Here is a 24,012-nt window from a genome sequence, read left to right on the forward strand (position 1 = left end):
ATTTAACCGCGAAAGATCAACACGCCCTAATAACCATTTTAATAACCGTGGAAAAAATGCAGTTAATGCTACAAGCACTGTTTATAACCTGCTATTTATAATAAAATAACGTCAAATTTCCTTTTCGAGATGAGTTCATGTCTACAACTGGTCGCATTCATTCTTTTGAGTCTTGTGGTACCGTCGATGGCCCTGGCATTCGGTTTATTGTGTTTATGCAAGGGTGCTTAATGCGTTGTAAGTATTGCCATAATCGCGATACATGGGATACACATGGCGGAAAAGAGGTCACTGTCGAAGAAATTATTACCGAAGCCAAGTCATACCGACATTTTATGAAGGCATCAGGTGGGGGGATTACTTGTTCCGGAGGCGAAGCGATGCTTCAACCTGAGTTTGTGAGAGATTTCTTCCAGGCAGCGCAAGCCGAAGGTATTCATACTTGTCTTGATACCAACGGGTATATTCGCAAACACACCGACGTCGTTGATGATGTGCTTGCCTCTACCGATCTCGTTATGCTAGATCTCAAGCATATGAAAGACGAAATCCATCATGATTTTATCGGTGTTTCTAATAAACGCACGCTAGATTTTGCTCGCTACTTACACAAAATCGGCCAAAAAACTTGGATACGCTACGTGGTTGTTCCTGGTTATACCGATGACATCGAAGCGGTGCACATGCTGGGTGAGTTCATTAAAGATATGGATAATATTGAAAAAGTTGAACTTCTACCGTACCACAAGCTAGGAGCACACAAATGGGAAGCGCTGGGTTTTGAGTACGAACTGGAAGGCATCAACCCTCCGTCAAAAGAGTCCATGGACAATATTCAGTCAATTTTGAGCCAGTATCATTCTAACGTAAAGTACTGATCAATAATGTTATAGTCTTTTATAAATATGTATTAACACGAGTAGAGAATTATTATGGAAATGACCAATGCTCAACGTTTGATCCTTTCAAACCAGTATTACTTGATGTCTCAAATGGACCCTGAAAACCGTGGCAAGTACCAACGTTTTCAGACCATTGTAGAGCGTGGTTACGAATTGCAAATGCAGGAGCTAAATAAAGACTTCGGTTGTATCGTTGAAGCAGAGTGTCGTCAGGTGATTGATATTTTGGAAATGTACCATGCGATGCAAGAATCGAACAAAATGCTCAAAGACGATGAGCGTAAAGACGTCGACCAAAGACGATTACAGTTTTTAGGGTTTGATATCGCTCGCGAATCACAGCTCGTCAATTACGTTCGTTTCTTAATTGACTCTGAAGGCTTATACCCGCACTTTGATAAAGCAGATCACCACTTCAATAGCCAAATGCCTATGCTTGAAAAGTATCGCCGCATGCTGGCAACGTGGCGAGCTTGCCCTCGTCAATATCACTTGTGTGCGACTGAGTTGAATCAAATCTTTAATGCATAACTTTAATGCATGAACTTGGAGCATAAGTCCAAGTAAACCCAATTCGATAAAGGTTAGCGTAGCGCTGGCCTTTTTTTGTACCTTATTCCGTGAACATCTTCACCACCTCATTCTCTCCCCATCCCTCTATTTTGCAATTAAACGCATAATTGTTAAGCACAATTCTAAAACTAAACTAATCTTAACTATGAAAGGATTTGTATTTCGATTGCGGGTTGTTTGACAGTTTGAACGGTTCAAAGGGGATTTCATGATGAGTATTTTCGACCATTTCCAAGCACGCTATGAGGCAGCCAAAGACGAAGAGTTGTCGCTTCAAGAGTTTCTTACTCTTTGTAAAGAGGATAAGAGCGCCTACGCAAACGCAGCAGAGCGACTACTGCTCGCTATTGGTGAACCAGAAGTTATCGATACTGCCTTAGACCCCACCCTAAGCCGAATTTTCTCTAATCGTGTTATCTCAAGATATAAGACATTTGAAGATTTCTACGGCATGGAAGACGCAATTGAACAAATTGTCTCCTATTTAAAACATGCGGCGCAAGGCTTAGAGGAACGCAAACAAATACTCTATCTACTCGGCCCTGTTGGGGGCGGTAAATCATCCTTAGCTGAAAAACTAAAAGCACTCATGCAGCAAATGCCTATTTATGTGTTATCGGCGAATGGCGAGCGAAGCCCAGTTAATGACCACCCATTTTGCCTTTTTGATGTCAATGAAGATGGCGAGGTCTTAAAACAAGATTACGGAATCGAAAAACGCTATGTACGTTCAATTATGTCTCCATGGGCGGCTAAACGTCTCAAAGAGTTTGGGGGGGACTTATCTAAGTTTAAAGTCGTGAAACTGCGCCCTTCTATTCTTGAGCAAATTGCCATCGCCAAAACAGAACCTGGTGATGAAAACAACCAAGACATTTCATCTCTGGTCGGAAAAGTCGATATTCGTCAGTTAGAACATTTTTCTCAAGATGACCCAGATGCATACAGTTACTCTGGTTCATTGTGTAAGGCAAATCAGGGATTAATGGAATTTGTCGAAATGTTCAAAGCGCCAATTAAAGTATTGCACCCTCTATTGACCGCAACGCAAGAGGGCAATTTTAACGGTACAGAAGGGTTATCTGCTCTGCCATTTGATGGCATGATTTTGGCTCACTCTAACGAATCTGAGTGGCAAACGTTCAGAAACAATAAAAATAACGAAGCGTTCTTAGACCGTGTTTACATTGTCAAAGTCCCTTATTGTTTGCGTGTTTCTGAAGAAATTAAGATCTACCAGAAATTGCTTGAACATTCCGAACTGTCTAAAGCCCCATGCTCACCGAGTACTCTGGGCTTATTGGCACAATTTACTATCCTCTCTCGTTTGAAAGAGCCAGAAAACTCTTCTCTGTTCTCCAAAATGAGGGTATATGATGGAGAAACTCTCAAGGACACGGATCCGAAAGCGAAAAGCTATCAGGAGTACCGTGACTACGCAGGGGTCGACGAAGGTATGTCTGGTTTGTCTACACGTTTCGCTTTTAAGATTTTGTCGCGAGTCTTTAACTTTGACCAGACCGAAGTCGCCGCCAACCCAGTTCACTTGTTCTATGTCATCGAGCAGCAGGTTGAAAGAGAGCAGTTTCCACAAGAGCAAGCTGAAAAGTACCTTGAGTTTCTCAAAGGCTACCTCGTACCTAAATATGTCGAGTTTATTGGTAAAGAGATCCAAACAGCCTACCTCGAATCTTATTCCGAATATGGACAAAACATATTCGACCGTTACGTGACCTATGCGGATTTCTGGATTCAAGACCAAGAATATCGTGATCCAGAAACGGGGCAGTTGTTTGATAGAGGCGCACTCAATAGTGAACTCGAGAAAATAGAGAAAACAGCGGGCATCAGTAATCCGAAAGATTTCAGAAACGAGATAGTCAACTTCGTATTAAGAGCGAAAGCAAACAACAACGGTAAAAATCCGGTTTGGACCAGTTACGAGAAGCTTCGTACCGTTATTGAGAAAAAGATGTTTTCGAATACTGAAGAACTGCTCCCCGTTATCTCTTTCAATGCTAAGACGTCATCAGACGACCAGAAAAAACATGACGATTTCGTCGCTCGTATGATGGAAAAAGGATACACCGAAAAACAAGTTAGATTGCTGTCTGAGTGGTATTTACGCGTTCGTAAATCTTCTTAATCGTAAGCAACGCTAAAACCGACAGTCTTTAGCCATCGTACGATCACATGGTGGTTAAAGGCTCAGTGGAGTGATGTTTAATGAGGAATTGCTGATGGCACAATTTATCGACAGAAGGCTTAACGGGAAAAACAAGAGTGCAGTCAACCGACAACGTTTTTTACGCCGCCATAAAGAACAGATTAAAGAGTCGGTAGCCGATGCCGTTAATAGCCGCTCAATCACCAATACGGATTCCGGTGAAGATGTTTCTATACCTCACCGCGATATAAAAGAGCCAACCTTTCATCAAGGACAAGGAGGCAAACGCGAGCGAGTCCATCCTGGTAATGACCAATTCATCAAAGGCGACAAAGTTGAAAGACCAAAAGGTGGCGGGCAAGGTAATGGAGCCGGAGAAGGCAAAGCCAGCCCTGATGGAGAAGGGGAAGACGAATTTGTCTTTCAAATATCCAAAGACGAATATTTAGATCTTCTTTTTGAAGATCTAGAGCTTCCCAACCTCGAAAAAAATCAGGTCAATAAAGTAACCGAATGGAAAACACATCGCGCAGGGTTTCAATCTGCAGGGATCCCATCCAACATCGCTATCGTCCGCTCACTTCAGCAGTCATTAGCGCGTAGAACAGCGATGACAGCGGGTAAAAAACGCCTAATCAGTGAACTGGAAGAGGAACTGGAGCGCATCCAAAATGCTGAACCTGCTCAGATGCTCGAAGAAAAGCGCATCCAAGAAGAGATTGAAGATTTAAGAAAGAAACTCAAAAGTGTTCCATTCATCGACACGTTCGATCTTCGTTATAAAAATTACGAAAAGCGCCCTATCCCATCAAGCCAAGCGGTCATGTTTTGTTTAATGGATGTATCTGGCTCGATGGATCAAGCCACGAAAGATATCGCCAAACGTTTTTATGTGCTGCTTTATCTATTTTTGAATCGTACTTATGAAAATGTCGATGTTGTCTTCATTCGTCATCACACCCAAGCAAAAGAAGTCGATGAACATGAATTTTTCTACTCTCAGGAAACGGGCGGAACCATTGTTTCTAGCGCGTTGAAACTCATGAATGAGATCGTTGCTGAGCGATACCCAGCATCCGAATGGAACATCTATGCGGCACAAGCGTCAGACGGCGACAACTGGGCCGATGATTCTCCTCGCTGTAAAGAACTACTCGTTAATCAACTTTTACCGACTTGTCAGTACTACTCCTACATCGAGATCACAAGGCGTTCTCATCAAACTCTATGGCATGAATACGAAAAACTCGCACAGCAATTTGACAATTTTGCGATGAAGAATATTAAAACCGTTGATGACATCTTCCCCATATTTCGGGAACTCTTTCAAAAAGAATCAACTTAAGGGAATGTGCCCATGGCGACTCAATCAAAAACAGAAACACCAAAAAAAAGTAAGTCAAAAGATAAGATGCTCCCTGACGGCCCAGACTGGACGTTCAATTTATTAGAGCAATACCATGTTGAGATAAAACGGGTCGCACAGCACTATAGACTTGACACATACCCAAATCAGATAGAAGTGATTACCTCCGAGCAAATGATGGATGCCTACTCAAGCATCGGTATGCCCATTAACTATAATCACTGGTCTTTTGGTAAGAAGTTCATCCAGACCGAACAGGGCTATAAACATGGTCAAATGGGGCTTGCCTATGAGATTGTAATTAATTCAAACCCTTGTATCGCTTATTTGATGGAAGAGAACACCGTTACTATGCAAGCGCTCGTCATGGCTCATGCGTGTTATGGTCACAACTCCTTTTTTAAGGGCAATTACCTTTTTCAAACCTGGACAGACGCCAGCTCCATCATTGACTATTTATTGTTTGCAAAAAACTACCTAGCAGAGTGTGAAGAAAAATATGGGGTTCCTCAGGTTGAAGAGCTCCTCGACTCTTGTCATGCGCTGATGAACTATGGTGTGGATCGTTACAAAAGACCCGAGAAAATCTCAATTGCAGAAGAGACGGCACGGCAGCAAGAAAGGGAGGCCTATCTGCAATCTCAAGTGAACGAGCTGTGGCGAACGGTGCCAAAAACAGCCATAAAAGATGAAGATATGAAGGTAAGGTTTCCCAGCGAACCTCAAGAAAATATCCTCTACTTTATTGAGAAACACGCTCCACTCCTGGAACCCTGGCAACGAGAAGTCGTTCGTATCGTCCGTAAAATCAGTCAGTATTTTTATCCTCAAAAACAGACACAAGTAATGAATGAAGGATGGGCCACTTTTTGGCACTACACGATATTGAACCACCTATACGACGAGGGGTTAGTCTCGGATAAATTTATCCTTGAATTCCTGCACAGTCATACCAGTGTCGTAGCTCAACCAGCATACAACAGCCCTCACTTTAGTGGCATTAACCCATATGCGCTTGGTTTTGCCATGTTTCAAGACATCAAACGTATCTGCGAAGATCCTACTGATGAAGATATAGAATGGTTCCCTGACCTAGCGGGAAGCGATTGGTTAGACGCCGTTCATTTTGCCATGCATAACTTCAAAGACGAGAGCTTTATTAGCCAGTATCTATCACCGAAGTTAATGCGCGATTTTAAACTGTTTGCAATTAATGATGACGATCGAAAGAATTACATCGAAATCAGCGCGATTCACGACGATTCTGGTTATCGCCAGATTAGAGAAAAGCTCGCCGCGCAATATAATTTGAGTAACCTAGAGCCAAATATCCAAGTGTTTAATGTCGATGTGCGTGGTGACCGATCTCTTACTCTCCAATACGTGCCACAAGATAGAGTGCCACTTGCTGACAACTATGAGGAGGTGCTGAAACATCTTTATCGAATATGGGGGTTTGACGTTATTTTAGAAGAAGTAAAAGAAACCGGTCGAAGAGAGATTTTGGCGGCGTGTCCACAGCGTCATGACTATGACGCTAAGATATGAATATGACACTAAGATATGACTACGACGTTAAGATATAGCTGGCTCGCATCACTCAAGAATACTCACGTTCAACACAATGAGAACGCAATAAAATTACAGTAATTTCAGGCACAATTCATCAATAGAATGAGTCATGAAGCATAAAAGCTGTAGAACAAAGTGATAAAGAACGAAAAGGAGCAATCTTTGCTCCTTTTTTTAACGGCTCACCTAGAAGAGTCTGCTCGATTCTAACCTAGAATCCCGCGGACTATCTCAAGATCTTCTGGCGTATCAACACCCGCAGCTGGTGCCTCTTTTGCGATGTCGACATGAATCTTTTCACCATGCCACAACACTCGTAACTGCTCTAGACATTCGATTCTTTCTAGAGCCGTAGGCTGCCAGTGAATATATGTGTTAATAAATCCTGCACGATAAGCATAAATACCAATATGACGCAGTAAGGGTTGTTCAACGGTTGGGTTAGCCTTAGAGAAAGCATCTCGGTCCCACGGAATCGATGCACGGCTAAAGTACAGTGCATAGCCCTCTTTATCCGTAACAACTTTGACCGCATTAGGATTAAAGACTTCACTTTCATCTGAAATTTCCACCGCCAACGTCGCCATCGGAGCAACACTGTTCGCGAGGTTGTTGGCTACCTGCTTAATAATTGAAGGAGGGATCAAAGGCTCGTCACCTTGAACATTCACCACAATATGGTCATCAGGGATGTTCATGACCTTAACGACTTCTGCCAAACGTTCGGTGCCAGACTCATGATCAGGCGATGTCATGCAGACCTGCCCACCAAAAGATAACACCGCCGCCTCTACACGACGGTCATCCGTCGCTATGATAACCTGCTCTGCACCTGCTTGAATGGCTTGCTCATAGACCCATTGAATCATAGGCTTCCCTGCAATATCAGCCAAAGGTTTACCAGGAAGACGGCTAGACTGAAATCGTGCCGGAATGACAACCGTAAATGACATTAACGTCCCTCTTCTGCTGAAATAGTACGAGCTTCAGGTTCGATTAAAACAGGAATACCTTCTTTAACTGGGTAAGCTAATCGGTCTAGCTTACAAATAAGTTCTTGGTTTTCTTTATCAAACGTGAGCTTTCCCTTACACACAGGGCAAGCGACAATCTCAAATAGACGATGATCCATATTGTTCCATTACCTCTTTTATTTTTTCCATAATGCGCGGTTCGTTACCCATTTCAAACTCAGCAGAAACAGGTAAATACCACCATGTTTCAGTGGCAAAATCTCGACACTTGACGGCATCTTTCTCTGTCATGATCAAGTTTGAACCATATTGACTTAGCGTATTTAACTCTTGTTGTTGATACGCTTGATGATCAGCAAACCCTTGGGTCTTTATTAGCTTTGCATCAAGTTGTTTTAATGTATTAAAAAATCTAGGTGGATGACCTATCCCAGCAAATGCCACGAGCTTTTCTAATGTACTCACGCAGGCACGCTCTCCGGTGACCAAGTTAATGGCTTCGGATGGCACCAACGTCATGCCAATTTCACTGTTTTTAGGCTCGCCACCATTAGCAATGACAAAGTCGACCTCCTCTAAGCGAGCGGTTTTTTCTCTCAATGGCCCTAATGGGATCAGCTGTTCATTGCCAAAACGCCTGATGCCATCAACAATGACAAACTCAATATCTCGCTCAAGCGCGTAGTGTTGTAGTCCATCGTCGGTAATGATGATATCTACCCCTTTGGGAAGCAAAGCTTTTACCGCTTCCGAACGTACTGGCGACACAGCAACAGGCACATGGGTTCTTTGTTTGATTAACTTGGGTTCATCACCACAATGAGCCGTCGGCGTTGAGCTTTCAACAATCAATGGATAATTGGGAGCTTTCGCTCCGTACCCTCTGGACACCACACCAGGTTTAAAGCCTTGCTGCTTAAGTTTTTCAACCAGCCAAATGACCACAGGAGTTTTCCCGTTACCACCCGCGGTAATATTCCCAACCACCACAATAGGAACAGGCGCGCGATAGCTTTTTTTACTACCATCGGAAAACGCACATCGGCGCTTAGTGCTTATGTATAGAAATAACTGGCTTAATGGCCATAATACTGGCCAAAGCAAATATTTTAACGGATGGTTATTGAACCAGATCTTCTCAATCACTGGTTACTCACCAAACTGAATTCGGTGCAGTTGTGCATAAGCACCATCTTGGGCCAATAATGCTTTATGGGGTCCACGTTCAATGATTTCGCCCTCGTCCACAACCAAAATCTCGTCCGCTTCTTCAATTGTTGATAAACGGTGCGCGATGACGAGAACCGTTTTATCTTTTTGTAACTCCTCAAGGGCCGCCTGAATGGCGCGTTCTGATTCGGTATCTAGCGCTGATGTGGCTTCATCCAATATAAGCACTGGAGCATCTCTAAGTAACGCACGCGCTATCGCGATACGTTGGCGCTGACCACCAGAAAGACTCGTGCCGTTTTCACCAATGATTGTATCCAAACCATCATCCAAATTATTGATGAACTCCATCGCATGAGCCAATGTAGCTGCCTGTTCTATCTGATCTCGACTGTACTGCTCTTCAGCAGCATATGAGATGTTATTAGCGATCGTGTCGTTAAACAAATGCACATTCTGGGACACCAATGCGAAATGAGTCCTTAGGTTGGTCAGCTTGTAATCGCGAACGTCATGCCCATCCAATTTTATCGAGCCCGAATCTACATCGTAGAATCTTGTAAACAGATTCGCGATGGTACTTTTACCTGAGCCCGAACGACCAACTAAGGCGACCGTTTTACCGGGTGGAATCGTAAAACTGACGTTGTTTAACGCGGGCTTTTCTTTACCTTGATAGGTAAAGGTCACGTCATCGACCTCGACTAAACCTTTCACTTTCTTAACGTCTAACTGCCCCTTGTCACGTTCCGTTTCTAAATCCATTAACGAGAACAAAGTTTGGCAAGCCGCCATACCTCGCTGAAATTCTGAAGTGACATTGGTTAGGGATTTTAGTGGGCGCATCAATCCGAACATAGCAGAGAAAATAACGGTAAAGGTTCCCGGTGTCAGCTCAGCTCGAATAGAATCAACACTGGCCAGAAATAAAACGGCCACTAAAGCAACCGAGGCGATGAGTTGTATTACTGGGTTGGCGACGGCTTGAGCAGCGACGAGCTTCATGGTCTGCTGACGCATTTGATTACTGACACTATCAAAGCGTTCGCGCTCCACTTCTTGTCCACCATAACTCAGAACAACCTTGTGCCCTTTAAGCATTTGTTCCGCAGAGGAACTCACACTTCCCATGCTAGTTTGCATATTCTTCGATATTTTTCTAAAGCGTTTAGAAATAATACTGATACCCCAAGCCACGAAAGGAGCAACAATAAACAGCACTAATGAAAGCTTCCAGCTGTTCCAAAACATCAAAGTCAGCAGGCCGATAATGCTCGCCCCTTCTCGTACAATGCTCACCAGAGCACGGCTTGTCGCACCAGCCACTTGTTCAGAATCATAGGTAATTCGAGACAATAAAGCCCCTGTCGACTCTTTATCGAAAAATGAAACGGGCATGTGCATAAACTGATGGAATATCTTGCGGCGTATCAGCATAACGACGTTGCCAGATACCCAACTCAAACAATAAGTAGAAATAAAACCGCTTAAACCTCGAATCACCATCATGCCAAAAATGATGACGGGTAAAATGCGTAAAAAGTCTGATCCTGTACTACCAAAACCTTCATCCAATAACGGTTTCAGCAAAGAAAGCATGTACGTATCTGCGACAGCATTAATAATTAGAGCGACAACGGCAACAGCGAGACCTGCTTTGTAGAGTCGAATATAAGTCCATAATCGCTTAAAGGTTTGCAGCGTGGTTTCATCTGTAGTTGTCGACATAAAAGTGCTTAATTTTGAATGCAATATTGATTCTATTCTACTCCGTTACGTAGCATCTGCCTATACCAGCGTGTACCTTCTCTTTCTCGAATCGTCGAAACTTGCCACATATTGTCAATCACCTTGACCGTTATTTGCCCATGCTGGCCAGTATCTAACCAGTCACTATTATGTTCTTGATAACGAGTGACAACCGACTCATTGGGCAGATTCCACCGACCTCCTTTTGCCAGAGAAGCAATCGCAACCTTGGCTTGTACATTCTCTATAAACTTGGAGGTTGATGACGTACGGCTACCATGATGAGGAACAATAAGCACATCGCTGACTAATGTTTTAGGCTCTCGGATAAGTAACCACTCAACCATTGCGTCAATATCTCCCGTCAGCAACAGACTAAAAGAGGCATTATCATCGGTTACGCGAATCACACACGAGTGAGGATTGTAAGCTCTCTTTACTTGAGAGATAGGCCATAGAACCTCAAACCTTAGACCTTGCCAAAACCAGTCCATACCCTTTACGCACGGTTGATAACCGCCTAAAGACTGAGGCGACCATTTGAACAAAGGCAACATCTGTCTTTCCAGCTCTTCTCGTCCACCAGCGTGATCGGCATCAAGGTGACTGAGTATCAATCCGTCTAGTTGGTTTATTCCTCGCCTTTTTAGAATCGGAATGATCAAGGATTCAGCTATAGAGCCATCCTCCCATCGGTTACCTGTGTCATACACCACCGCCCGACCCTCTTTTTCAATCAACACCGCAAGCCCGTGTCCCACATCCAACACATCAGCACGCCATTGATTGGAATGATTCGGATTGTCCCATTCATAGAATGCAGCACAAATCAAAATACCGCCCACCAGTATTCTCGCTTTATGGTTCAAATAGCCGCCAATAAATGCGAAGCAAAACACGCCTATAAACATTCCTACTTGAAAGCGCGAGAGCGATAACCAACTGAACGATGCATAATCGGTGCTCCAATGTACTGGAAGAAGTACCAATTCCACGACTTGCCAACTCCAATCCGCAAGGCCAATATCCAGAATGGTGAAAAACAGGGCAAGAAAAGTAAACGGTATAACGACAACACTAAACCAAGGAATGAATAGGCTGTTGTAAATTACGCTACTGGCACTGAACCCGCTAAACAGCACTGCGGTAATGGGCACCATCCAAAGCACAATCAAGACCTGAATTTTCAGTGTTGATAAAAACTGACTTCCATTAACTTTAGGCTGGCTTAAGGTGTAAATGACCATAGCGACCGCATAAAAGGATAACCAGAAACTGCTCGATAGCACTGAAAAGGGAGAGAAAACCAAAACAATCGACATTGTAATCAGCAGCTTTTTGAGTAACGGTTGCCTATTGCTCGACACAAGCAGCAACGATCCTGTCACACACATTGCTAACGCCCGTTGGGTTGGAATACTAAAGCCAGCAAGCCATGCATACCCAATCGCCAGTATGCTACCCACCAGCCAGGGGAGCCAAAGAAGTGAGGGGGAAATCCGGCTTAACACCTTTCCAATATAAAAACCAACTACAAACATCACTCCGATATGTAAACCGGATATAGCGATGAGGTGGCTCAGGCCACTGTCTCGATAATTTTGCCACTGAGTTTTCGTGAGAAACAACCTCTCACCAAAGACCAAGGCCATGATTGGACCTTTAACCGCACTTTGGTCGACATAATCGAGTGTCCGTTGGTAAAGAGTTTGGCGGTATGAGCGTTGGCTAGTTACGACATAAGAACGATCAGATTTGATTGTCCCCCTAGCGACCCAGCCCTTGACCAAATAGTGGGATTCGATATCGAAACCGTACTCATTTTTTCGTCCATAAATAGGCTTTACGATAACATTAGCCTGAAGAGTATCGCCCAATTTTAAAGGCATAGGGCTAACAAGACGTATTGTCGGCTGTTCAAAAAATGACAATCTTTGGCCATTGATTGTACTGACTAAAACCGTCCCCTCATAACCGTGACGTATTTGCTTAAAAAAGCTGTCAATTCGAGCATTTATGGTAATATCCACACCGTGTTTGAAAATGACATTCTGATGTTGTTGTAGTTGATGTCCTTCTATTAACACCGTGAATACTGCAAGGGAAATACCAAAGGACGACCGTAACCTTCTATACTTAATAGATGCGATTACACACATAATGGAGATAATAGACCACTTCCAGTCAGGCAAAGATGGCCAAAACGGAGAACTTAAAACCGTTATAGAGAACGAAGATAACGTCCAGTAATTTATTAAGAGAGTCATATTTTCCTATGCCAAGAAAATTCATCAAACGTTTTATGCCTGACCACAGCGTAATTAAGCGTCAGAAGGCACTAAAAATTTTTGGCAGTGTTCTGTATAACCCTAATCTTTGGTGTTTAAACCGCCGTTCAGCTGCGGGAGCCTTTGCCGTTGGCTTGTTCATGGCGTTTGTCCCTTTACCTAGCCAAATGCTTTTAGCCGCTGGCCTAGCAATATCTTGTGGTGTGAATCTTCCTCTCTCTGTTGCCTTGGTCTGGATAAGCAACCCCATCACCATGCCCGTATTGTTTTATTGCGCTTATAAAGTCGGAGCACTGGTCATGAACGTTCCAACTGAAGCTTTTCATTTCGAGCTTAGCTGGGCATTTCTAATGCACCAAATGAACACCATGGGTCCCCCTTTTCTTCTTGGGTGCCTTATCTGTGGTGTCATAGCCGCTATGATTGGCTACTTTGGTATTCGAGGTTTATGGCGTTATTCAGTAGTAAGAAGTTGGCAACAACGTCGATTACGCTAGCGATTTTAAACACAAAGATACAATCGCATTCCGTAAACTGGCATTCATATTTAGCCATCAGTGTATGACGAAGTAGACTAACAATGGAAAAGGACCACATGGGTCCTTTTTTCGTGTTGCTATTTACAACCTGTTTTTGGCTGTTTGATTTATTTTCAACCCATTAACTCAATGGTAATCAAACGAGTCGACAAGGCCAAAAGGCGTTCTATTTCGCACTCAATACACTTGCTGGGTTCAGCTTACTCGCACGCGAAGCGGGATACCACGTTGCCAATAAACTCAGCGTAATGGCGGTCATAGATACCAACACCACGTCATTAAACATAACTTGCGAAGGCAAAAAATCGACAAAATAGATATCACCGGACAGGAACTGATGATCAAACAGCGTCTCTAATCCGCTAATTATTGACGTCAGATTAAACGCAATTAAGACCCCAATTACACTACCCGCAACACTGCCAAGCACTCCGGAAAAAACGCCTTGCCAAACAAATATTCGTTTAATTAGGCCATCAGTAGCCCCCATAGTACGTAGAATCGCTATTTCAGCTGCTCGATCTTTTACCGCCATCATGAGTGTCGACACAATATTAAAACTTGCTACGCCAATGACGAGTACCATCACTAAATACATGATGGTTCTAACCAATTGAATATCGCGATATAAGAATCCAAACTTTTGCTGCCAACTGCGCAGATACACATACTCTTCTAACTGGTTTCCTACATTGCGTACAATGAAGGTCGCGTTAAGGACTTCATCTACCTTAATCGATACGCCAGTGACTTTGTCACCTAATTGGGCGTATTGCTGGGCGTCTTCAAGCGGGATTATCGCCAAGTTATGGTCTATCTGACCATTAAGCGTCAAGAGACCCGCTACCTTTACCCTAACGCGCTTTGGCGCTTGTACCTTTGTCGTTCCATTAATGACAGGTAGCATTAAAGTTAACGAGTCGCCAACCTCAACGCCAACCGCTTGAGCGACACCTTGACCGAGAATGATCTGCCCAGCCCCTGGATGGAAGGATTCCCACACTTTCGCGTCAACAAATTCCATTAGACTCGACACTTCAGCTTCCAATGTCGGCTCAATGCCTCGTATTTCCACTGCTTTTAACTGCGATCCTTTTTCAGCCAATGCCGTCAATTTAATAAAAGGGGCAGCAGCCAAGACGTTGTTATTGTCTTTGGCTTGTTTCACCATTTTAGGCCAGTCCTGAATGGGCTTTTGTACCCCTTCAAACTCGCCATGAGAAACAACCGACAGCACTCTATCTCGAAGCTCTCGTTCAAACCCGTTCATCGCTGACAGGCCAATGATGATCACTGCAACCCCAACGGCAATACCAATCGTTGATGACAATGAAATGAACGACACCATTTTATTACGTTGCTTCGCGCGACTAAATCGACCACCAATAAACAGCGAAAGTGAAGAAAACATTACACGGCCTCGTCATGAATGAAAGACCCGTCTTGCACCAACAACCCATCTTGCATTTTAAGCTGCCTGTCCATCTTCGCAGCAAGTTCACTGTCGTGTGTCACGACCAAAAATGCGGTACCCGATTCTTGATTCAGCTGGCGCATCAGATCATAAATCGACAATGCCGTGGCGTGGTCAAGGTTGCCTGTTGGCTCATCAGCCAAAACAAGGTCCGGTTTATTCACTAACGCACGCGCAATCGCGACTCGTTGACGTTCTCCACCGGAAAGCTCTGATGGACGATGCCCAATGCGGTGTGTCAACCCGACTTTATCAAGCAATGCCTTTGCTGCTGCATTCGCTTCACTGCGCTTCATTCCACCGATAAGCAAAGGCATAGCGACGTTTTCTAAAGCGGAAAAATCCGCAAGAAGATGGTGGAACTGATAAACGAAACCAAGATGACGATTCCGGATCTTTGCCTGCTTGTTTGAGCTCAGTGACGCCAAATTGTGCTCTAGGAACGTCACGTTTCCTTCAGTGCAATCATCCAATGCGCCAAGGATGTGCAATAAGGTGCTCTTCCCCGATCCTGATGTCCCAATGATGGAGACCAACTCGCCTTTTTTAAGGTCAAAACTGACCCCTTTAAGAACCTGCGTATCCAAAGAGCCGTCATGATAGGTTTTACAAACGTTATGACATTGTAGAAGATTACTCATATCTTAAAGCCTCGGCTGGTTTGACGGATGATGCGCGGTACGAAGGAAACAAGGTGGCCAATAAACTCAGCACAACCGCTAAAACAACAACAATGAATATTTGCGATGGGTTGATCAATATGGGCAGCTGTCCGCCCACAGAAAATAGCGCAACGCCCATCGTTTCGAGAATCGTATTAAGGTTAACCGCAAGCAGCACCCCTAGCGCCCCACCAGCCAGCGCCCCAATTACACCGCTGCTCGCGCCTTGAACCATAAATATGGCGAGTACTTGGTGATCGCTCATGCCCTGTGTTTTTAAGATGGCCACTTCCGACTGTTTTTCCATCACCACCATAATAAGGGCTGAAATGATATTGAACGCCGCCACACCGACAATCAGACCTAGCATTAGCCCCATCATATTCTTTTCCATTTGAACCGCTTGGAAAAGCTCACCTCGTTGCTGACGCCAATCGCTCCAATGCCAGTTTTGGGGAAGTGCTTGTTTGGATAAATCCGCCACAACGAACGGGTCATCAAAAAAGAGACGCCATCCTGAAATCGTATCGGGTGAATATCGCTGTAACCTAGCCGCATCAGACAAATGCGTGACCATCAACTGTGCATCGACATCAGACCCAGTGTTAAAAAGCCCCGCGACAGTAAAATTACGTTGGCTTGGTATACGGCCAAAAGGCGTGTATTGACTCGCGCTTGTCACCATCAGTCGAACTTTGTCACCCGTTGAAACGTTGAGAGAACGGGCTAGGCTATGGCCAAGAAACACATGATACTCACCCTGTTTGAGATCGGACAACCGCCCTGCAATTAAGTGTTTTTCTATTGGGTCATTCTCTGCAGGCAAGATGCCCAGCATCATTCCTGCGGTCAATTGAGAGGCACTTTGGATAACTGCTTCACTACGAACAATCGGTTCAGGGGCTTTTTGATCAGACATTTGAGAAATAAAATCTGGAATATCAGTCGTATACTCCGTTTTATCATTATCTTGAGAAATGACCGCTTGAGGCAGTACCCCCAAAATGCGGCTTTTCAATTGCGCCTCAAACCCGTTCATAACCGAAAGAACCGTAATCAAAGACATAACACCAATAGTAATACCAGCTGTCGACATGTAAGAGACAAATCGACTGAATCTATCACCGGATCGTCCCCTGAGGTAACGCAGACCGATATAGAACGAAATGGGAAGAGTCATAGTTAAAACCAAGATAAATTGAACCACATACTTTAACGATTTACGTACTCAGGTTATAGCCCTAATTTGCTAAAAATAAGTTAATTGTACTCAATTACAGAGACATACCTTGATATGTTTGTAGCGATGGCGATAATCACAACTCAAGCATTACAAAATTCCTTCTATTGGCAATAATAAAAGGGGTGCGATCGGCAATAAAAGGAGCTCTACTATGTCAGATCAGGCGTTTTTTTCCGTTCAACATAAGATGACGGCGAACATCGAGCCATTATCGGCAGAATTTGTCTTCCCTTCTAATGACGTCTTCGAGGCCGAGATCCCGACTCCTTTTATTGTATCGAGTGAATTTAGCCAACTTGATAAGCTTAACGAGTCTGCACGAATCGAGCTGACGAACAGCGATTTCAAACATGTTGTGCAACTGTTAGACACACAAAATTCTAAGCTCAACTTGCTGCTGACGTTCATGCTTTCTCAACAAGACGATGAACAGTTTCGTAATACAACCCATTCATTTGGTGCGAGCGTCTTTTCTTATTACAGCAAAGCTAAACTGGCGGTGGGGACAAAAACGCGAGTCAAATTATTCTTAGATCACCCGCCTGCAGCCATTTATTGTTACGGCGAAATCAGCTCTGTAGAGCAACATGACTTAGGCTGGGATACGACTATCCAGTACACATTATTAAGAGACGCAGACGAAGACATACTGATTCGAGCCGCGCTCTACCAACAACAAAAACTCCTGCGTCAGCGCTCCCTTAATAGAGACAAATAAGTACCCTTTCATGACGATATCAAAACTTCTTTCTCTATCGACACCCAGCGGTGCGGGAGATAAAAAATTCATCGGTAACCTCAAAGGTTCTAGCCTCTCTCTGGCTATCGCCGAACTTGCCGACACCCATAAAAACCATACCTTGCTCGCTGTTGCCGATCCACAAACCGCATTAAAACTGCAGCAAGAGATCGAACAATTCACCGATCAAGAAGTGGCCTTATTCCCTGATTGGGAAACGCTGCCTTATGATAACTTTTCACCCCATCAAGAGATTATTTCCGATCGTATAGCACGGCTGTATCAATTGCCGTCTCTTACCTCAGGAATCACCATTGTTCCAACAAGTACCTTGCTACAAAAGCAGTCTCCTCGAGAGTTTTTGCTGCAGCACACCTTAATGGTGAAAACCGGTGATCTATTTTCTCTTGAAAAACTGCGCATTCAATTAGAGCAATCCGGCTATCGCCATGTCGATCAAGTGTTTGGGCCTGGTGAATATGCCAGCAGAGGCTCTATTCTCGATCTTTTCCCTATGGGCAGCAAAGACCCTTATCGGATCGATTTTTTTGATGATGAAATTGATACTATTCGTACCTTTGATCCCGAGAATCAGCGCTCTATCGAGGACATTCAGGAAATCCGATTGCTTCCAGCCCATGAGTTTCCGACATCAGAATCGGCAATTGAAGATTTCAGAATTCGCTGGCGTCAACGTTTCGATGCTCGAAGAGAGCCTGAATCTGTTTATATGCAGGTTACAAAAGGCACATGGCCTTCTGGTATCGAATATTGGCAACCCCTATTCTTCGATCACACTGAGAGCTTGTTTGACTATATAACCCCTGGCAGTCAATTAATTGTTGTCGGCGATATAGAGCCTGCGATTGATGCCTTCCTCACCGATGTAGAGCATCGCTATGAGCAACGAAAAATCGACCCACTTCGACCTTTGCTTCCACCGGGTGACTTGTGGTTGAAAAAAGACGAGTTGTTTCGCTTTTTTAAGCAGTTGCCTCAAACCTTACTGTCTATTAAAGATAATCCGGACAAATCAGGGCGAAGCAACCTCGCGGTGGAATCGTTACCGGACTTATCCGTACAACACAAGAATAAAGAACCTTTAGCCGCACTTCGCCAATTTTCAGAAACATTCCAAGGGAAGATCATTTTCTCTGTGGAGTCTGAAGGCCGAAGAGAAGCACTGCTTGAGTTACTGCAAGGGATCAAGTTACGACCTATTGAAGAAGATAGCTTCAGCAACGCAATCAAAAGCAGCAATAAGTTCACCCTTGTTCTAGGCGCATCCGAATATGGCTTCGTCGATACTGCATCGAATATCGCTTTCATTTGTGAGAGTGACTTGTTGGGTGACCGCGTTATTCAACGACGCAGAAAAGATCGAAAGACCACCAACAGTGACTCGGTCATTCGTAACCTTGCAGAGCTAAAAACCGGCCAACCTGTGGTGCATATTGATCATGGTATCGGTCGCTATATTGGCCTGCAAACACTCGAAGCGGGCGGCATGATCACCGAATACGTGACACTCGAGTATCAAAATGACGCCAAACTTTACGTTCCAGTAGCGTCATTAAACCTTATTGGTCGGTATTCAGGTGGGGCAGAAGAAAGCGCACCTTTGCACAAACTGGGTGGCGAGGCATGGCAAAAAGCTCGTAAACGCGCGGCAGAAAAAGTACGTGACGTTGCAGCAGAACTGCTCGATGTCTACGCTAAACGTGAACTCAAACCAGGCTACAAGTTTGTCCTCGATCGCGGTCAATACGCTACCTTCAAATCTGGGTTCCCATTTGAAGAAACCGATGACCAAGCCACAGCAATTAATGCCGTCATGTCCGACATGTGTCAAGCCAAAGCAATGGATCGACTCGTCTGTGGTGATGTAGGCTTTGGTAAAACAGAAGTAGCAATGCGCGCAGCGTTTGTCAGTACAGACAATGGCAAGCAAGTCGCGGTGCTGGTACCAACGACACTACTTGCTCAACAGCACTTTGAAAACTTTCGTGACCGATTTGCTAACCTACCGATTCGAGTTGAAGTCCTGTCTCGATTTAAATCAGCGAAAGAGCAAAAAGCGATCATGCAAGATGTAACCGACGGAAAGGTCGATATTCTCGTCGGCACTCACAAATTGCTCTCAAGTGATCTTAAGTTCAATGACCTTGGCCTTCTCATCGTCGATGAGGAACACCGTTTTGGTGTCAGGCAAAAAGAGAAAGTCAAAGCAATGAGGGCGGATGTAGACATTTTAACCCTCACTGCCACCCCGATTCCTAGAACACTCAATATGGCAATGAGTGGCATGCGTGATTTGTCCATTATTGCTACTCCCCCCGCCAGAAGATTAGCCATAAAAACCTTTGTTCGAGAAAATGATGATGGCGTTGTTCGTGAGGCGATTCTTCGAGAAATCATGCGTGGCGGGCAAGTTTACTTCCTACACAACCAAGTCGACACCATCGATAAAGTCGCAGAGAATTTAGCCAAACTGGTTCCAGAGGCTCGAATTACCACCGCTCACGGTCAAATGCGAGAGCGAGAACTGGAAAAAGTCATGAACGACTTCTACCACCAGCGCTTCAATTTATTGGTGTGTACTACCATTATTGAAACCGGTATTGATGTCCCGACCGCCAACACCATCATCATGGATCGTGCCGACAATCTCGGGCTCGCGCAGCTTCACCAATTGCGTGGGCGCGTAGGACGTTCGCATCACCAAGCTTACGCCTATCTCCTTACTCCTCATCCAAAAGCAATGAGTAAAGACGCCATCAAACGTCTAGATGCCATCGCATCACTGGAAGATTTAGGGGCAGGCTTCACCCTAGCCACTCACGACCTTGAAATTCGGGGGGCGGGTGAACTGTTAGGTGATGAGCAGAGTGGTCAAATCCAGTCGGTTGGGTTCAACCTCTATATGGAAATGCTAGAGCAAGCCGTCGAAGCGCTGAAAGAGGGGAAAGAACCCTCTTTAGAAGAGCTACTAAGGGACCAAACAGAAGTCGAAATGCGGCTACCGGCCTTGCTTCCCGATGACTATATCCCGGATGTGAATACTCGCCTATCGATGTATAAGCAAATTGCCAGCGTCAGTAATGTGGATGAGCTAGCGGAATTGAAAGTAGAACTTATCGATCGCTTTGGCACATTGCCAGACGCTACGAAAAACCTGCTCTCAATTGCAGAACTTAAGCTTGATGCTGCCGCGATAAAAGTGAAGAAAATCGAAGCGCACGAGAAAGGGGGATACATTGAGTTCTATCCCGATGCTGACATTAATCCGATGTTTTTGGTTAAACTATTACAAGCTCAGCCACAAAAATTTGCTATGGAAGGCCCAACTAAGCTTAAGTTTACGGTACCATTGGTAGATAGGCGTAAACGGGTGAGCTTTGTTGTGGACATGCTGTCTGAATTTCAGCAGAACGTTCTTCCTAAAGTATAAGTAGCCTTTGATTATTTAAAATTAGTTATTGTGACTAATTGATGGAGTTAAAATGAAAAAACTGATCCCACTGCTGCTCTTTTTGGTTTCGATGCCGACATTGGCTGAGAGACAATTTGATATAGAAGTGATCATTTTTAAACGTGCTGTCGATGCCGAAAAAACCAGCGAGTCTTGGCCAGTATCGTTACCTGAGCTTGACCTCAGTAGAGCAGGTAAGTTTTCCGATTCAGAGTTTCGTGATATCAAAAAGGTATCCATGCTTCCTTACGGTGAATATCATCTGACTGATCAAGTTCAGTCATTAAAAAAGCATGCCGGATTCGACGTTCTTTTGCATAAAGCATGGCGACAAGGCGATCAAGGTCGAGGTTCAGCTCCGGTGTTTCATATTCAAGCGGGTAGCGACTATGCCACCAGCTTTAACCCAGATGGCTCTGAAAAGATTGCGTTTAGTGAAGTCTCACCCGTAGAAGGTGTTATTGAAGAAAGCTTTGATCGCCCTTTGTACGAACTGGAAGGTAAACTTCAAATTTATGTTCAGCATTATCTCTATGCGGAAACACAATTGGATCTCAAAAGCCCAAGCATTAGAAAAGTGGCGTTTGAAGAGACACAGCTTGACGACGACTTTGATGTACAGCAACTCGAGCAGAATCAGCCCGAGTCAGGGCTAGTGATCTCCGACACTGGAAAAGCGACGGTTTTGGCTGGAAATATGGAAAATGTCTCCCCAACCATCACCACCGAACAGTATTTAAAGAGTTACAGAATGGACCAAAAGCGTCGTATGCGCAGCACTGAAACACACTACTTAGACCACCCATTGTTGGGTATTGTCATTCAAGTCCGTCGTGTCGAGAAAGGTTAATTAATCACGCCCTCTAACGAGGGCGTTATTCTAACTTAAGCAAGCAGTAGTGACCTCATGACCCCTCAATTCTCCCTCTCTTCTCAACGCCTGACATTGCGATTGATTCAACCCGCCGAAGCGGAGCAGTTTATGCTTTGCGTTGGTCGTTCAAACTCGCTTCACCAGTGGGTTGACTGGTGCCATCGACACTTTTCATTACAAGAAAGTGAGCGCTTTCTACTCGCTACTCGTCTTAATTGGGTAAGAGGTGATGCCTATGGGTTTGGGCTATTTCGTCATACCGATGGGGTGTTGATTGGCATGGTTGCGGTGAATGAACTTTATCATACTTACAATATGGCCAGTATTGGCTATTGGGTTGCCGACGAACATCAAGGTAAAGGTTATGCCAAAGAAGGAATACAAACCGTGCTTGATTTTTGCTTCGACATATTAAAGATTTCTCGTGTGGAAATTGTTTGTGATCCCAGCAACAAACCTAGTCATTCTGTGGCACAACGCTGCGGCGCAAAACAGGAAACCCTAGCGCGGAATCGTTTTATCTTTGATGGTGAGCCCAGAGACGGCTTGGTGTTTTCAATCATACCAAAAGACATAAATAAGTAGCGACTCATACAAATAACCAAGCTCTAAAGACAAAAAAAGAAGAGCGAACATGCTCTTCTTTTTATTGCGTTCAATCACTCAAGAAATTAGTGAAGTTTTAAGTTTGGTCTTAACACACGGTTAATTCGACCCACTAACATCATTAGCCCTGTTTTGATCGCGCCATGTAACGCCATTTGGTGCATACGATACAGCGAAATATAGACCACTCGAGCAATACGTCCCTCGACCATCATAGAGCCTTTGGTTAAGTTCCCCATCAAGCTACCCACGGTCGAGAAGCGGCTCAGTGAAACTAATGAACCATGATCTTTGTAGACATAAGGTTTAAGCGGTTTGTTAGCGAGCAGAGCAACAATGTTCTTGTACACATGGCTAGACATTTGATGTGCAGCTTGCGCTCTAGGTGGAACAAATGAACCATCTTCTTGTGTGCACTGGGCCAAATCACCAATCGCAAAAACTGTTTCATCACGTGTCGTTTGAAGCGTATCAGTCACCACCAATTGATTGATGCGGTTAGTTTCAAGGCCCGCGATGTCTTTCATAAAGTCAGGCGCTTTAATCCCTGCCGCCCAAACCATTATCTTGGCTTTAATTTTGTCGCCATCTTTCGTCACTAGGCCATCTGATTCGGCTTTCGTGACCATAGTCGTTGTACGTACATTCACGCCAAGTTTAGTCAGTTCCAAGTGAGCAGCACTTGATATACGTGGTGGTAAAGCCGGAAGTATACGCTCCCCTGCTTCGACCAAGTTCACGTTAAGCTTGCTAGAATCTAGATCACCAAATCCGTAAGTACGAAGTTCTTTAACCGCATTGTGAAGTTCAGCAGACAGCTCAACCCCCGTCGCACCTGCACCAACAATCGCAATATCGACGCAACCATTACCATTATTGGCATGAAGCTTCAAAAATTCGTTGTTCATTTCAGTACGAAAGCGATGCGCCTGTTCAGGACTGTCTAGGAAAATACAGTGGTCACGTACTCCAGGGGTGTTGAAATCATTTGACGTTGAACCGATGGCTAAAACAAGGATGTCGTATTGAAGCTGACGACTTGGCATCAAAAGCTCACCCTGCTCATCCTTCAATTCACTTAAAGTAATGCTTTTCGACTCACGATCAATGCTCTCTAAGCTGCCCATCTGAAAATCAAAACAGTGGTTTTTAGCATGGGCGCGATAGCTAAGCGCATCAACACCTGCATCGAGAGATCCGGTTGCCACTTCATGCAATAAGGGTTTCCAGAGGTGACTGGCTTTACGATCAACGAGTGTAACTTTGGCTGTTCTTTTCTTCCCCAGTGTCCTACCGAGCTTAGTGGCTAATTCAAGGCCACCCGCACCACCACCGACGACAATAATATGTGCCATAACAACATTCCTTAATTATGAAAAATACTTCGCTTACCCTGAAATCCTCAAAGTAAAAAATTCGTTCGTGTAGGGTCTGAATCGTTACAAACAACGTTAATTGGGCTTGGTCACGCATAGCGCGAAAGGAAGCAGAGGCTTCTTTAAACTTTTATTGATATTTATCAAATAATTTTTATAAGTGCTATTATATAGATGAAAATCAGGATGGCAACTGAGAAATAGAGCAATGCTGAACGAAGAAAAACGCCATGCGAGTGCACAGCGTTATTGTGGGATGACCTGCA

General features: G+C 44.3%; 19 protein-coding genes. 10 read left to right on the forward strand and 9 right to left on the reverse strand.

Annotated elements, in window-relative coordinates; translation table 11 throughout:
* The first annotated feature begins 137 nt into the window (after positions 1–137).
* The 5 genes from pflA (at position 138) to A1QO_RS07205 (ending at position 6,556) form a co-directional block, all read left to right on the forward strand.
* A complete protein-coding gene (gene pflA, locus A1QO_RS07185; protein WP_017033832.1) occupies positions 138–878 on the forward strand; it encodes a pyruvate formate lyase 1-activating protein in 741 nt (246 codons plus the stop codon).
* 54 nt (positions 879–932) lie between these two features.
* Entirely contained in the window at positions 933–1,433 is a 501-nt protein-coding gene (locus A1QO_RS07190) for a YfbU family protein (RefSeq protein ID WP_017033833.1), read from the forward strand.
* A gap of 253 nt (positions 1,434–1,686) precedes the next feature.
* Entirely contained in the window at positions 1,687–3,621 is a 1,935-nt protein-coding gene (locus A1QO_RS07195; protein ID WP_026026820.1) for a PrkA family serine protein kinase, read from the forward strand.
* A 94-nt stretch (positions 3,622–3,715) separates the two neighbouring features.
* The gene (locus A1QO_RS07200; protein WP_017033835.1) at positions 3,716–4,987 is read left to right on the forward strand and encodes a YeaH/YhbH family protein; all 1,272 of its coding nucleotides are present in this window, start codon (positions 3,716–3,718) and stop codon (positions 4,985–4,987) included.
* A 12-nt stretch (positions 4,988–4,999) separates the two neighbouring features.
* Complete coding sequence (locus A1QO_RS07205) at positions 5,000–6,556, forward strand: SpoVR family protein (RefSeq protein ID WP_017033836.1); 1,557 nt, start codon at positions 5,000–5,002, stop codon at positions 6,554–6,556.
* 230 nt (positions 6,557–6,786) lie between these two features.
* Here A1QO_RS07205 and kdsB read toward each other — a convergent pair whose 3' ends face one another.
* The 5 genes from kdsB to A1QO_RS07230 are packed head-to-tail and all read right to left on the reverse strand — an operon-like array spanning position 6,787 to position 12,740.
* Positions 6,787–7,533 carry a 3-deoxy-manno-octulosonate cytidylyltransferase gene (kdsB, locus tag A1QO_RS07210; RefSeq protein ID WP_017037027.1) on the reverse strand — a complete coding sequence of 249 codons (747 nt, stop codon included), beginning with the start codon at positions 7,531–7,533 and terminating at the stop codon, positions 6,787–6,789.
* A complete protein-coding gene (locus A1QO_RS07215; protein ID WP_017033838.1) occupies positions 7,533–7,712 on the reverse strand; it encodes a Trm112 family protein in 180 nt (59 codons plus the stop codon). Before A1QO_RS07215 ends, kdsB begins: the two co-directional genes overlap by 1 nt.
* Entirely contained in the window at positions 7,693–8,700 is a 1,008-nt protein-coding gene (gene lpxK / locus A1QO_RS07220; RefSeq protein WP_017039330.1) for a tetraacyldisaccharide 4'-kinase, read from the reverse strand. Before lpxK ends, A1QO_RS07215 begins: the two co-directional genes overlap by 20 nt.
* Before the next feature lie 3 nt (positions 8,701–8,703).
* On the reverse strand, positions 8,704–10,452 hold the full coding sequence (msbA, locus tag A1QO_RS07225; protein WP_017033840.1) for a lipid A ABC transporter ATP-binding protein/permease MsbA: 1,749 nt from the start codon (positions 10,450–10,452) through the stop codon (positions 8,704–8,706).
* Between the two features lie 32 nt (positions 10,453–10,484).
* Positions 10,485–12,740 (reverse strand): DNA internalization-related competence protein ComEC/Rec2, encoded by a 2,256-nt coding sequence (locus A1QO_RS07230; RefSeq protein ID WP_017039331.1) that lies wholly within the window; start codon positions 12,738–12,740, stop codon positions 10,485–10,487.
* Positions 12,741–12,748: 8 nt separating this feature from the next.
* Between A1QO_RS07230 and A1QO_RS07235 the strand changes: the two genes are divergently transcribed.
* The gene (locus A1QO_RS07235) at positions 12,749–13,258 is read left to right on the forward strand and encodes a DUF2062 domain-containing protein (protein ID WP_017033842.1); all 510 of its coding nucleotides are present in this window, start codon (positions 12,749–12,751) and stop codon (positions 13,256–13,258) included.
* Positions 13,259–13,466: 208 nt separating this feature from the next.
* Here A1QO_RS07235 and lolE read toward each other — a convergent pair whose 3' ends face one another.
* The 3 genes from lolE to lolC are packed head-to-tail and all read right to left on the reverse strand — an operon-like array spanning position 13,467 to position 16,616.
* Complete coding sequence (gene lolE / locus A1QO_RS07240; RefSeq protein WP_017039332.1) at positions 13,467–14,711, reverse strand: lipoprotein-releasing ABC transporter permease subunit LolE; 1,245 nt, start codon at positions 14,709–14,711, stop codon at positions 13,467–13,469.
* The gene (gene lolD, locus A1QO_RS07245) at positions 14,711–15,415 is read right to left on the reverse strand and encodes a lipoprotein-releasing ABC transporter ATP-binding protein LolD (RefSeq protein ID WP_017037023.1); all 705 of its coding nucleotides are present in this window, start codon (positions 15,413–15,415) and stop codon (positions 14,711–14,713) included. The genes lolE and lolD overlap by 1 nt, the downstream gene beginning before the upstream one ends.
* Positions 15,408–16,616, reverse strand: a complete 1,209-nt coding sequence (gene lolC, locus A1QO_RS07250; protein ID WP_026026821.1) for a lipoprotein-releasing ABC transporter permease subunit LolC — start codon at positions 16,614–16,616, stop codon at positions 15,408–15,410. The genes lolD and lolC overlap by 8 nt, the downstream gene beginning before the upstream one ends.
* 214 nt (positions 16,617–16,830) lie before the next feature.
* On the opposite strand from lolC, the gene A1QO_RS07255 reads away from it, so the two are divergent.
* The 4 genes from A1QO_RS07255 to A1QO_RS07270 are packed head-to-tail and all read left to right on the forward strand — an operon-like array spanning position 16,831 to position 22,349.
* Positions 16,831–17,397 (forward strand): hypothetical protein, encoded by a 567-nt coding sequence (locus tag A1QO_RS07255; protein ID WP_017037021.1) that lies wholly within the window; start codon positions 16,831–16,833, stop codon positions 17,395–17,397.
* 10 nt (positions 17,398–17,407) lie between these two features.
* Positions 17,408–20,869: a transcription-repair coupling factor gene (mfd, locus tag A1QO_RS07260; RefSeq protein ID WP_017039333.1), complete on the forward strand. Its 3,462-nt coding sequence runs from the start codon at positions 17,408–17,410 to the stop codon at positions 20,867–20,869.
* A gap of 52 nt (positions 20,870–20,921) precedes the next feature.
* Positions 20,922–21,740: a peptidoglycan binding protein CsiV gene (locus A1QO_RS07265; protein WP_017039334.1), complete on the forward strand. Its 819-nt coding sequence runs from the start codon at positions 20,922–20,924 to the stop codon at positions 21,738–21,740.
* A 57-nt stretch (positions 21,741–21,797) separates the two neighbouring features.
* Positions 21,798–22,349: a GNAT family N-acetyltransferase gene (locus tag A1QO_RS07270; protein ID WP_017033849.1), complete on the forward strand. Its 552-nt coding sequence runs from the start codon at positions 21,798–21,800 to the stop codon at positions 22,347–22,349.
* Between the two features lie 86 nt (positions 22,350–22,435).
* Here A1QO_RS07270 and A1QO_RS07275 read toward each other — a convergent pair whose 3' ends face one another.
* Positions 22,436–23,725, reverse strand: coding sequence for an NAD(P)/FAD-dependent oxidoreductase (locus A1QO_RS07275; RefSeq protein WP_017033850.1), 1,290 nt, complete (start codon positions 23,723–23,725; stop codon positions 22,436–22,438).
* Positions 23,726–24,012: the final 287 nt, after the last annotated feature.

Source organism: Vibrio genomosp. F10 str. ZF-129 (assembly GCF_000287055.2).
GTDB lineage: Bacteria > Pseudomonadota > Gammaproteobacteria > Enterobacterales > Vibrionaceae > Vibrio.